Origin of the sequence: Halolamina salina (assembly GCF_042678005.1) — an archaeon.
Lineage (GTDB): Archaea > Halobacteriota > Halobacteria > Halobacteriales > Haloferacaceae > Halolamina > Halolamina salina.
The window spans coordinates 39,009-50,284 of record NZ_JBHUDH010000022.1 but is presented as its reverse complement, the minus strand read 5'-3'; the positions used below and the strand labels follow the sequence as shown (position 1 = coordinate 50,284).

11 protein-coding genes are annotated in these 11,276 nt (G+C 60.7%); 4 read left to right on the top strand and 7 right to left on the bottom strand.

Translation table 11 applies throughout. The features are described 5' to 3' along the window. From ACFR9S_RS02820 to ACFR9S_RS02800, 5 genes are all read right to left on the bottom strand, one after another. A partial coding sequence (locus ACFR9S_RS02820; protein ID WP_379818017.1) for an STT3 domain-containing protein occupies window positions 1-1,051 on the bottom strand: 1,051 nt, incomplete at its 3' end. 51 nt (window positions 1,052-1,102) lie between these two features. Beyond that, window positions 1,103-2,410, bottom strand: coding sequence for a UDP-glucose 6-dehydrogenase AglM (gene aglM / locus ACFR9S_RS02815; protein WP_379730555.1), 1,308 nt, complete (start codon window positions 2,408-2,410; stop codon window positions 1,103-1,105). 44 nt (window positions 2,411-2,454) lie between these two features. Next, window positions 2,455-3,513 (bottom strand): NAD-dependent epimerase/dehydratase family protein, encoded by a 1,059-nt coding sequence (locus ACFR9S_RS02810; RefSeq protein WP_379730556.1) that lies wholly within the window; start codon window positions 3,511-3,513, stop codon window positions 2,455-2,457. A gap of 61 nt (window positions 3,514-3,574) precedes the next feature. After that, entirely contained in the window at window positions 3,575-4,534 is a 960-nt protein-coding gene (locus ACFR9S_RS02805; protein WP_379730557.1) for an NAD-dependent epimerase/dehydratase family protein, read from the bottom strand. Beyond that, window positions 4,531-5,541, bottom strand: a complete 1,011-nt coding sequence (locus tag ACFR9S_RS02800) for a sugar phosphate nucleotidyltransferase (RefSeq protein WP_379818016.1) — start codon at window positions 5,539-5,541, stop codon at window positions 4,531-4,533. The genes ACFR9S_RS02805 and ACFR9S_RS02800 overlap by 4 nt, the downstream gene beginning before the upstream one ends. A 67-nt stretch (window positions 5,542-5,608) precedes the next feature. Between ACFR9S_RS02800 and ACFR9S_RS02795 the strand changes: the two genes are divergently transcribed. The 4 genes from ACFR9S_RS02795 to ACFR9S_RS02780 all read left to right on the top strand — a co-directional run bounded on the left by ACFR9S_RS02795 (window position 5,609) and on the right by ACFR9S_RS02780 (window position 8,560). Next, a complete protein-coding gene (locus ACFR9S_RS02795) occupies window positions 5,609-5,809 on the top strand; it encodes a hypothetical protein (RefSeq protein WP_379818015.1) in 201 nt (66 codons plus the stop codon). 149 nt (window positions 5,810-5,958) lie between these two features. Beyond that, entirely contained in the window at window positions 5,959-6,885 is a 927-nt protein-coding gene (locus tag ACFR9S_RS02790) for a glycosyltransferase family protein (protein WP_379730559.1), read from the top strand. 186 nt (window positions 6,886-7,071) lie between these two features. Beyond that, on the top strand, window positions 7,072-7,965 hold the full coding sequence (locus ACFR9S_RS02785; RefSeq protein WP_379730560.1) for a glycosyltransferase family A protein: 894 nt from the start codon (window positions 7,072-7,074) through the stop codon (window positions 7,963-7,965). 40 nt (window positions 7,966-8,005) lie between these two features. After that, on the top strand, window positions 8,006-8,560 hold the full coding sequence (locus ACFR9S_RS02780) for a methyltransferase domain-containing protein (RefSeq protein ID WP_379730561.1): 555 nt from the start codon (window positions 8,006-8,008) through the stop codon (window positions 8,558-8,560). Window positions 8,561-8,583: 23 nt separating this feature from the next. Here ACFR9S_RS02780 and ACFR9S_RS02775 read toward each other — a convergent pair whose 3' ends face one another. After that, the gene (locus tag ACFR9S_RS02775) at window positions 8,584-10,044 is read right to left on the bottom strand and encodes an oligosaccharide flippase family protein (RefSeq protein WP_379730562.1); all 1,461 of its coding nucleotides are present in this window, start codon (window positions 10,042-10,044) and stop codon (window positions 8,584-8,586) included. Next, window positions 10,044-11,219 carry a glycosyltransferase gene (locus ACFR9S_RS02770; protein WP_379730563.1) on the bottom strand — a complete coding sequence of 392 codons (1,176 nt, stop codon included), beginning with the start codon at window positions 11,217-11,219 and terminating at the stop codon, window positions 10,044-10,046. The genes ACFR9S_RS02775 and ACFR9S_RS02770 overlap by 1 nt, the downstream gene beginning before the upstream one ends. Window positions 11,220-11,276 lie beyond the last annotated feature (57 nt).

Here is an 11,276-nt window from a genome sequence, read left to right as displayed (position 1 = left end):
TCACGACGACGACGACGACGCCGATCCCGAGGATCGCCGCCGGGTAGTAGGCGGCGTCGATCCCCTCGCGCTCCCAGTAGCGTGCGAGCGCACAGAAGAACACGGCAGCGACCGCGACCGAGAGCGCGGCCAGCGGCTGGAGGAGCGAGAGCGTCGTCGTCGAAATGCCGACCGTATCCAGCCCCAGCAGGCTCATCACCGTCACGACGAGCATCGAGACCGCCACGGTGAACGCGATCGGCTCCGGCGTCTCGCCGTGGACGACGTCGGTGACCACGTTCACGGTCAGGAACAGCCCGACGATACCGACCAGGAACACCGCGGGCGGCCACACCCACAGGAACAGGCCGACGAGCACGCCGGCACCGAGCGACCACGCGAGCGGCTCCTTGAGGGTGTCGAGCTCGCGGGACTCGTAGAGCTCCTCGCGGATCACCTCCCAGACGGGCATCGTTCGGTCCGCGACGGCGATGGCGCCGAACAGGCCGACCATCGCCAGCCCCATGAACAGCGGCTCGGCGGCGTTGTGGTCGGCGGCGCCGACCAGCGTCCGCCGGAGGAACAGCCCGGGGAGGAGCGCGAGCAGGAACACGCCGAACAGGCCGCCGATGCGGTTGCTGAATCGCTTGCCGATGACGTAGACGGGGACGACGGCGAGGGTCCCGAACACCGCGGGGGCCACGAGGAGGACCTTGGCGACGAGAGCCTCGGAGGGGGCGCCAAGACCGACGATCAGCGCGACGAGTGCGATCAGCTGATCGTAGAGCGTCCCGAACTGCCCCTGAAACGTCCCGACGGGGAACCCGGTCCAGATGTCGTACGGGATCGCGGAGGGGAAGTCCCGGACCATGTAGTTCGTCTGGCGGAGGTGGTACCAGGCGTCGTTCCCGCTGAAGTACACCTCGCCGTTCTGAAGGAACTGGGAGTATTTCTGCATCCGAACCCAGAACATCCACGCCATCGCGAGGAGGAGCGCGGGGACGTGGTACCAGTCAGTTGCCGTCCGGCGGAGTGACTGGCGTAAGTCGTCGCTTTCGCTGCGCGAACTCATTGGCGTGAATCGTAGCAAAAAGGGGATAAGGTTTGTGAAACGGCGGGCGCGCTACCAGGTCAGCCCCTCGTACGTGATCCCCTCCCGACGGTCGATGCAGTGGCGGCCGTCGACGACGACGGGGTCGGCCATCTCGTCGAACTCCTCATCGAGCACCTCGTACTGGTCCCAGTCGGTCACGACGAGGCAGGCGCTCGCGCCGTTCAGGGCGTCCGACGCCGAGTCCGCGTACTCGATCTCCGGGTAGCGATCGCGCATGTTCTCGATCGCGACCGGGTCGTGGGCGACCACGTCCGCCCCCCGTTCGAGGAGGCCTTCGATCACGGGAACCGCGCGCGTGTTCCGGATGTCGTCGGTGCCGGGCTTGAACGCGAGTCCGAGGACGGCGACTCGCCTCCCGTCCACGTCGACGTGCCTATCGAGCAGGTCGAGGAAGCGCTGTGGCTGTCGATCGTTCACCTCCGTCGCCGCGTTCAACATCGGTGCGTCGTACCCCTTCGCCTCGGCGGCGGCGATGATGGCCGCGGTGTCCTTCGGGAAGCAGCTCCCGCCCCAGCCGAGGCCGCTGTCCAGGAACGCCCGTTGGATCCGTCCGTCCAGCCCCATCGCGTCGGCGACCTCGTACATGTCGACGCCGTGTTCCTTGCAGATGTTCCCGAGGTCGTTCGCCAGCGAAATCTTCGACGCGAGAAACGCGTTGTTGGCGTACTTCATCATCTCGGCCTCCCGGGTCGCCGTCTCCACGACTGGCGGCTCGTCGGCCCGCTCGACGAGCGGGGCGAACACTTCCTTCATCCGGTCGCGGGTTCGGTCGTCGGCGGCGCCGAGCACGACCTTGTCGGGGTTCAGGAAGTCGGCCACCGCCGAGCCTTCTCGCAGGAACTCGGGGTTCATCCCGACGCCGAGATCGTCGCCGAGCCGTTTGTCGCCGGCCTCGGCGATGAGCGGTGCGAGCGTGTCCTCGGTCGTGCCCGGGACGACGGTGCTCTTGACGACGACGTTGTGGCGGTCATCTTTTTCGGCGAGTGTCTCCCCCAGTTGCTCGGCGCCGGCCTTCATGATCGAGAGGTCGATCGAGCCGTCGTCGTTGGCGGGGGTCGGGAGACAGAGGAACGTGAGGTCGGTGTCGAGCAGCTCCTCGTAGTCGGTGGTCGCCCGAAGCCGCCCGGTCGAGTCGGGGCCGGCGTGCTCGGCGACCAGCTCGGCCAGCCCGTCCTCGTGGATCGGCGCCTCGCCGTCGTTGATCGTGTCGACGATCCCCTGGTCGATGTCGACGTTCACGACGTCGTGACCGAGGTCCGCGAAACACGCGGCGATGGTTGTTCCGACGTAGCCGGAGCCGACGACTGAGAGTTGCATTCCCTCTCAGTTTCGGCAGCACCGGATAAGAATGGTCCGCTCCGTCAGTCGCTCTCGTACCAGTCGACGAACCGCTCGATCCCCTCCTCGAACCCCACGCGGGGTTCCCAGTCCAGTTCCTCACGCGCACGCGAGATGTCCGAGACGTACACCTTCTGGTCGCCCTCCCGCCAGTCGTCGAAGCTCACGTCGGTCCGCTTCCCGGTCTGGGCTTCGAGCAGGTCGAGGAACTCGATCAGGCTGGTGGTGTTCTCGGCTCCGCCGCCGATGTTGTACACTGCCGGCTTCCCCTCCGGATCGGAGAGGAAGGCGTCGTAGGCACGGATCAGGTCCTCGACGTAGAGGACGTCGCGGACTTGCTTGCCGTCGCCGAAGATCGTCAGCGGCTCGTCACGGAGCGTGCTCAGGGCGAAGTGGGCGACCCACCCCTGGTCCTCGTTTCCGAACTGGCGCGTGCCGTAGATACAGCTCATCCGGAACGCGGCGGCGTCCACCTCGTTTCGCTCCGCGTAGTCCTGCACGTAGAGGTCGGCCGCGAGCTTCGAGACGCCGTAGGGCGTGTGCTCGCAGTCGTCGATCGAGAGGCTCTCGGGGATCCCCTCCTCGAAATCGGGGTCGTCGTACCAGTACCGGGTCTCCTCCTCCCGGACCGGGATCTCGTTCACGTTGTCCCCGTAGACCTTGTTCGTCGACGCGATGACGACTGCAGGGTCGCTCTCGGCCTTTCGAGCCGCCTCGAGGACGTTGAACGTTCCCTGAGCGTTGACTTCGAAGTCGGTCCGGGGATCCTGAATCGACGCCGTCACCGCCACTTGGCCCGCAGTGTGGACGACGGCGTCGTGTCCCTCGACGATCTCTTCGAGTCGATCGTGGTCGCGGATGTCGCCCTCGATCAGCTCCACGTCGGGGTGGTGTTCTTCGAGGTAGTTCCAGTTGTACGCGGCCGTGTTCCGCGATTCGTCGGCCGTTTCGAGGGTGTCGACGCGGCTCAGGTTGTCGAGGACGGTCACCTCGCTGCCGCGGTCGTCGTAGTACGCCGCCGCGTGGCTCCCGACGAACCCGGCACCGCCAGTGACGAGGACCCGTTCCGGAGACGAAGGCATGGCTCGACACACTGTTCGAGTCGGGTAATAGGTTACCTTTCGAGTCCGGAACCGCCGTCGGCTACTCCGTACCCAGCTCCTCGGCGAACTGTTCGGCGGTCCGTTCGAGACCCTCCTCCAGGCCGACCGTCGGCTCCCAACCGAGAAGCTCCTGTGCCCGGCCGATGTCGGGACGGCGGAGCTCTGGATCGTCCTCCGGTAGCTCCCGGCGAACGGTGTCCGAGTCAGCGTCGAGGACCTCGATGACGATCTCCGCGAGCTCCCGGATCTCGATCTCGTGTGTGTTCCCGAGGTTGATCACTTCGCCCGCGGCGACGGCGGGGTCGGCGTCCGCGAACGCACGGATTCCGGCGACGAGATCGGAGACGTAACAGAAACTCCGCGTCTGTGTGCCGTCGCCGTAGATCGTGAGATCGTCGTCACGGAGCGCCTGCGAGAGGAAGTTCGGGATGACCCGCCCGTCGTCGGGGCGCATCCGCGGCCCGTACGTGTTGAAGATACGGACCGTTCGGATGTCCACGTCGTACTGCTGCTGGAACGCGACGGCGAGCGCCTCCGAGAACCGCTTGCTCTCGTCGTACGGCGCGCGAGGACCGCGAACGTTCACGTTCCCGTTGTACTCCTCGTGCTGAGGGTGAACCTCGGGGTCGCCGTAGACCTCGCTCGTCGACGCGAGCACGGTCCGTGCATCGTTCTCCCGGGCGAACTCGAGTGCGTTGTGCGCCCCCTCGCTGTTCGTCAGCGCGATCTCGACGGGGTGTGACTCGAAGTCCGTCGGGCTCGCACGCGACGCGAAGTGGTACACGTAATCGACGCCGTCCAGTTCCGGGAACGGCTCGCGGACGTCGTGTTCGAGGGAGTCGAACCGACTGGTGTCGATGTGTTCGAGGTTGCTCGGTCGACCGCTCCCGAAGTTGTCGAGGGAGGTGACTCGGAAGCCGTCGTCGAGCAGGGAGTCCACCAAGTGGCTGCCGACGAACCCGGCACCACCCGTCACGACCGCGTGCGGGGCGTCACTCATAGCTCGATCGTGCTGTTGTCACCGACGTTCAGTTGGTTCGCCTCGCTCCGAACGGTCGCGCCGTCGCCGACGATGCTGCCTTCGAGGTTCACGCTCTCGAGCGTCGCGTCCTGCCCGACGATGCTGTTTCGGACGATACTGTCGGTGATTCGGGAACCGGAATCGACGCTGACATCCGGGCCGACGATCGCTTCCTCGACGACGACGTCGTCCCCGAAGTCGACCGGGGGGACGACGACCGCGTTGTCGAGCGTGTCGGCTCCGTCGTTGTCGCCCTTCGCGAGCAGGACTCGGTTCGCTTCGAGGAGGGTCTCTGGGCGGCCGCAGTCGTACCAGTCCTCGACCTCGAAGATGTCGATCCGGGCGTCGGCGTCGATCATCCGCTGGAGGGCGTCGGTGAGTTGGTACTCGTCGCCCGCGCCGCGGACGTCGTTCTCGACGAGCTCGTCGAGGCAGTCGAACAGCAGGTCGGTGTTCTCGACGATGTACACGCCGCTGATCGCGTAGTCCGACTGCGGGTCGTCGGGCTTCTCGACCAAGCGGTCGATCTCGGTTCCCTCCCCCAGTTCGGCGACGCCGTAGTGCTGTGGTTCGTCGACGGTCTTGACGCCGATGCTCGCGTCCGGGTCGTCGAGTGCGTCGTGGGCCTCGAGGAAGGTGCCGTAGCCGTTCTCGAACAGCATGTCCCCGAGCACGATCAGCGCCGGCTCGCCGCGGACGACCGATTCGGTCTGGTAGATGCTGTGTCCGAGCCCCTCGGCGCTCTCCTGTTCGACGAACCGGAAGGTGAACTCGTCGCCGAAAGAGCCCTCGGCGTACTCGACGATCTGGTCCTGCATCGGCCCGCCGATGACGATCACGACCTCGTCGACGCGAGTCTCCGAGAGGCGGGAGAGGATGTGGCCGAGGATCGGCTTCCCGGCGATACGCACCATCGCCTTCGGTTTGGTGTGGGTCTGCGGGTACAAACGAGTGCCCTGGCCGGCGGCAGGGATGACTGCCTTCATCTTTTGAGTATCGTGATGGTGAGTCGTATAGTCTTTACCGTCTCTACAGCACATCGTTCAGTAAAGTATGCCAGATCCCGCTTATCCTTCTTTATCCAGCAAATCATTGGGATACAGGAACAAAAAAGTGGATATTCATAAGAAAAATACAGGTGATGAACTTTTGGAGAACTTGTTAGTGACTGGTACCATGAGGACATTTCAGCAAGTAGTCTGTGGTAGAGGTTTCGGTGTTTCCGTACACCATCTATGGTACGGGGTTTTATGATGGAGCAAACGTGGCGCTATCTAGGGTCAGATTTGAGGTGGGATAATATCTGACCGGTTCACAAGAAAGGTTACGCCGGAAGGCCGTACCTCTCATGACTTCTTTCTGGTACGTGAGATACTTACCACACCATCCCGTAGGCAACCCCAATGTCGTTTCCTAAACGGTTTGCTCAGCGTATTCTGAACTTAATTCCTAGTAGAAGCAATCAAGTCGCCGGCGAAAACTATTGGCAATATGCCGCAGCAGATACATCTATTACGATTCATGGTGGCGGACTGGGTGATTTAATGATTATTAGACAATTCGGCCGCGCAATACAAGATTTCTTTCGAGACCAAGGAGATCCTGAACAGGGAGATATTGTAATATCTACGGGAGCTACGCCGCCTGCCTATGAACCGCTTCAAGGAGATTTAAACCTTTTGTGGTGGTGGTCTTTCGGGGAATTTGACGGTTCGCCGGAACAGTTTCTTGATGATTATCTTGAGAGAGTATCTGTTCGCCCGGACATCATTCTCTGCCCATCCAGTAAAACAGAGAAGGAAGCCCAACAAGCGGGGTTTGAAACAATTTATTTCCCTCTTGGAACTTATGCATTTGAACCATTGGGTTTTGACCGCAGTGGTATTGGTTATGCAGGCACAATAGGCCACAAAAGATCTGGCAAAGAAGAGATGATGTTAGGATTGTATCGTGGTTCTTCAAAATTTGAAGCAGTATCTCATTTCCGATTCCCAGAAGAGTTGAATTGTTGGTACAATGTAAAGAAAGTCACAATAGGGATGCATAAGGAGGGTCAGAAATCCTGGGGAATGGTCAACAACCGTGTTTTTGAGACATTAGCCTCAGGCACTCCTATAATATTAAAAGAACATAACAACTTATCGAACGTCCTTGGTTTTGAATATCCATACCAGATCACATCCCAAGATGAATTGAGAGAGATGGTGCAGCGGTTCCGACAAAGGTCCGATCAGAGTATTCAGTCTGAGTTCAATGATTACTCTCAGAAAGTGATGGAGGAGCACAGTTACCGCAGACGAGTTAATCATCTCTTTCGAGAGATCTCGTAGTGATTCATCGATACAAGTTGTTCATTCTCTACAAAAACCGACTCAAAAATGATCGGAATCTCTGCCAAAGTACACGATACGAGTATTTAATTCTAAATATTTATATAATCCTTTCCTCATATTTATGAACACTGCAGATAATCACTCCCGTAAATATCATACCCGGTGGCGGGCTTTCATACAATGATGGTCAAGTACACTATTTCGGTTTGTAATTACAATATGTCGGAAACTATAGAACATTCTTTACGATCTATTTTAAACCAAATAAATGACGAGTTCGAGGTCCTCGTCGTGGACGACGGGTCAACCGACGATAGTCCCGAAATCGTCGAATCATTGCAGGCGGAGTACGACCGGCTCAGACTGATCCGTCTTCCCCCTGATCCGGGGCGACATCTCGGCGAAACAAGGAACATCGGCGTCAGACACGCGAAGGGGGACCACGTCATTCTTCAGATAGACGCCGACGATGTCTACGAGGATGTGCTTAAGGGGTTCGTCGAAATCTACGAACGGTTGCGCGACCACCGCGAGGAGGCTTTCCTCCTCAGAGCGACAAATCTCACAGTTGCTCCGAAGGCGTTCCTTGAGCAGCGTGGTCCCTATCGGAACCTCCCGGTCGGCGCCGAAGATTTGGATATGTGGCGACGACTCCTCGCGGAAGGTTCCGTTGTCTGGTTCGTCCACCGGGACCCTGCCAAGGAGATCGGCATCTCGGAGAACGTGTACGGTCGGATGAGGAGCGGCCTCGTCCGGGGAGTGCAGGTGAGAACTGGGGAGTTTCAGACCGGGCTCTCATTACTGAGTCGTATCCGTTGGAGCCACCGACAGTGGAGAAGTGGTAACCGAGACCTTCACGAACACCTTGCCGAGCTCCCGCTCTCGGCGTATTCATACCTGCTTGCCTCTGCCCGGCCACAGTACGACCTCCCGGATCAGTTCAAACGAAAGGGTCAGATTGATTCGGTCGCTGAGGAGGTTTCGCTCAATCTCGCTGGCCTAGAAGCAGAGTTTGGGATCAATCGCAGTGAGTTGAATCTCACGGACTTGCAAGACCGGGTGTTCGGTAGTGTTTAGGTCTCACTATCCCTAGATAATGTAGATAAACTAATCTTTCATGGCCCTTACTCCATGGCGTTTATCCTATTGTAGAGCGTCTAGCTACCCAATGACTAGCGTGGATGATTCACTAGAGGATCTTCCGGAGAAGTTAAACTTGGGATGTGGGTGGGATTATCGAGACGGCTGGCATAACGTGGATATCCGAGAGGAGTGCCAGCCCGACGAAGTGGTCGATCTTGACGAGTATCCTTGGCCTTGGGAAGACGACACGTTCGAACACGTGCGTGCTTGGAACGTCGTGGAACACGTTCAAGACCTTCACCATACTCTTAACGAACTGCACCGTATCGTCAGTCCGGGAGGAACTATCGCCGTGGCGTTCCCCCACCCTGCGGGACGGTCACAGTGGATTGACCCGACACACGAACACACTCTGCTCCCCGAGACGTTCCAGCACGAGCTCGCCCCGGACGGATGGGAAATAACCCACACTAACGTCTCGAAGGTTCGGTTTGGTCGGATGCTTCCAGACCGCTGGGCAATGTGGTGGGCCGATCACCTTGGGTTCCTCATTGACGAGATTCAACTGGAACTCGAAATCGTAGAGTAACCCTTGTTCGAGGTTTTCTCCACTCAGAGCATATTCAGCCGCCGTTGGGTAAGCAGGGCCACTTCGGTAGCTGTGGCACGGACTCTCTGGCTTATCAACAGCAACACACAACCGTAGGTCACTGCCCCAAATGTCAGCAAGATAGCTAGTTCGATCGGTTGAACGAGGTCAATCCATTCCCGGAGGAAGTACACTACAGAACCCATAACCACACCGGCGAGCAGTTGCTTCAGGAACGTCGTCGTCAGCACGCTCGCCTCGGGGACCTCGCGAGCGACGAATCGCCACGCTCCGAGGTAACGAAACAGTTCCACGAGGACGGTGGCGATGACGACGCCGACCCCGCCGATCCGTTGAACGAGGACGATTCCCAGCGGAACGTTGATGCCGAGCGCTACTGCTGACAGTTTGAGCGAGTAATCCGGACGGTTGAGTCCGTCGACGATTTTGAGAAGTGCCTGTGTCTGTGACTGGAAGATCCGCTGCAACCCGAGCAGTACGAGGAACGCCGCCGCTCCCGCGTACTCCGATCCGTACACGACGTTGACGAGCGGCGTCGCGACTACGGCACCGCCGAAAAATAGCGGGACCGAGAGCACGGACGCGAACGCGAGCGAGTTGGTTACGTCCTCGTGGACCGCTTCGTCCCTGCTGTGGCCTTCGCTCACGCGTACGAAAGTCGTCGCGGACACGGAGCTTGCGACGTAGATCGCTGGTAGCGTCATCCGCGCTGCAACACCGTAGTCGCCAACCACGGCTTGTGAGAGGAGTGCTCCGAGGAGGAACGTATCGAACCGGCCGTACGCCGTCCCGACGACGGCGTTGGGTACGCTGAAGCGGGCGTAGTCCGCCACGCGAGCGACGAGGCGCTTCGACGGCTTCTCGAGCGCCGTACCGAGTTCCCGCACCGCGATCGGGACCGCGATCACGTTGGCGGCGATCAGGCCGACGATCAGCCCCGGGACGCCGAAACCGAGCGTCACGAGCACCAGCTGTATCGGGATCCCGATGTACGAGCGTAGCGCGTCCATTCCGTTGGAAAAGCCGATCTGTCCCCGTGCCTGCAGGACCGGGACAAACGTCCCGAACAGCATCTCGGTGGCGAAGTAGAGCACCAAGAACAGGGCGACGGAATCGATACCGGTGTAGGACTGGAGCCATCCGCGACCGATGATCGTTCCGGCCGTGACGATGACGAACCACGCGGCCCCGAACAGCCCCAACGCCCCGACCGACTCCGCCATCGAGGTCCCCGCTTCCGACGCACGCTTCTGTACTGCCGCCCCCATCCCGGCCATCGGTCGTCCGAGGAACGCCGCCACCGCGACGAACAGGTAGAACCCGCCGATCCGGTTCGGCCCCAGCTCCCGAGCGAAGTAGATGTTCCCGGCGAAGCCGATGGCCGCCATTGCGAACTTCGCGAGCGTCGCCTTCGTCGCTTCGCCGCTCGGACTGATGTCGGCGGGGCTCTGCTCCTCTGGCATTACCGCAGGGTGTCCTCGCCCGCCCGATACCGTTCGGGCTCCTCACAGAACCGCGAGACAACCTCGCGGATCCGTTCCTCAAAGCGATCCACCGAATACTGTTCCGCGACGGCGGCCAACGCTTCGGGATTGAACTCCGCCTCCTCGATCCGCCGAACGCCGTCGATCACGCCCTCGGCGGTCGGCTCCACCACCGCACCGGTCTCGCCGTCCTCGATCGCGATTGCTGGGAACCCTTCGTTCGCGGCGACGACGGGCGTCCCGGCGGCCAGCGCTTCGATCGGGACCATGCCGAAATCCTCCCGCACCGGGAGGTAGACGACCGCCTTCGCCTGGCGGAGGAGTTCCTCTTTGCGCTCGTCGGCGACGTAGCCGAGCATCTCGACGTTCGGTCCCGCGAGCGAACGGACTTCCTCGAAGGTGCTCGTCCCGAAGACGGGTTCGTTGTCGGCACCACCGGCGATCTTCAGTTCGTCGTCCAGTCGATCGAACGCTTCGACGACGGTCTTGGGCCGTTTGGACTCCACCACACGACCGACCATAAGGTAGAACTCTCCGTCCGATTCCCCGTACTCAATCTCGTCCGTCTCGATCGGTGGATAGACGATCGATGCGTCGCGCCGGTAGTAACGCCGGATTCGATCCCGAATCACCTCGCTGTTGGCGACGAATGCGTCGACACGATCCGTCGACCGTGCGTCGAGTACGTCCATCCCGGTCATGTACGACTTCGCGAGCGTGCGGACGGCCGACGGCAGTGAGGAGAGACGGTGGCCCATCAGGTCGTTGAGCCACCGCGGCGGGGAGTGGCAGTAGTTGAGCATGTACTGGTGGTCGAGTGTTCGGTAGTGCCGCGAGAACATGTGCGCCGAGAAGATCAGGTCGAACTCCTCTAGCGGGGCGTCCTGCCAGTTCAGCGTGAGCGAGGCACTCTTGAATCCTTCCGCGCGACGCCACTTCCCCAGTCCGTCGTAGCGGCTCTGTGCGAACGCAGTCACGTCGACGCCGAGGTCGATCGCCGCTTCGCGTGCTGACTCCCCGATGTAGGTCGTATATACCGGAGCGTCGAGCGCCGAGCCAAGATGGAGGGCCACACGCTCCGCTCCTCCGTACGTCCACATCTGGTCGTGTGTGACGACGATGTCGGGCGAGGAGAGGGATGTCGCGTGGTTCACTAGTTGGTTGCTTTTCGGCGGAACCGTAAATGTATATGTCGCTCCGAGAGCGATAGC

Bases quoted from the DNA above. Each gene is read 5' to 3' on its own strand.
- aglM (WP_379730555.1), bottom strand. From the start codon at position 2,410: ATGCAACTCTCAGTCGTCGGCTCCGGCTACGTCGGAACAACCATCGCC.
- ACFR9S_RS02810 (WP_379730556.1), bottom strand. From the start codon at position 3,513: ATGCCTTCGTCTCCGGAACGGGTCCTCGTCACTGGCGGTGCCGGGTTC.
- ACFR9S_RS02805 (WP_379730557.1), bottom strand. From the start codon at position 4,534: ATGAGTGACGCCCCGCACGCGGTCGTGACGGGTGGTGCCGGGTTCGTC.
- ACFR9S_RS02800 (WP_379818016.1), bottom strand. From the start codon at position 5,541: ATGAAGGCAGTCATCCCTGCCGCCGGCCAGGGCACTCGTTTGTACCCG.
- ACFR9S_RS02795 (WP_379818015.1), top strand. From the start codon at position 5,609: ATGCCAGATCCCGCTTATCCTTCTTTATCCAGCAAATCATTGGGATAC.
- ACFR9S_RS02790 (WP_379730559.1), top strand. From the start codon at position 5,959: ATGTCGTTTCCTAAACGGTTTGCTCAGCGTATTCTGAACTTAATTCCT.
- ACFR9S_RS02785 (WP_379730560.1), top strand. From the start codon at position 7,072: ATGGTCAAGTACACTATTTCGGTTTGTAATTACAATATGTCGGAAACT.
- ACFR9S_RS02780 (WP_379730561.1), top strand. From the start codon at position 8,006: ATGGCCCTTACTCCATGGCGTTTATCCTATTGTAGAGCGTCTAGCTAC.
- ACFR9S_RS02775 (WP_379730562.1), bottom strand. From the start codon at position 10,044: ATGCCAGAGGAGCAGAGCCCCGCCGACATCAGTCCGAGCGGCGAAGCG.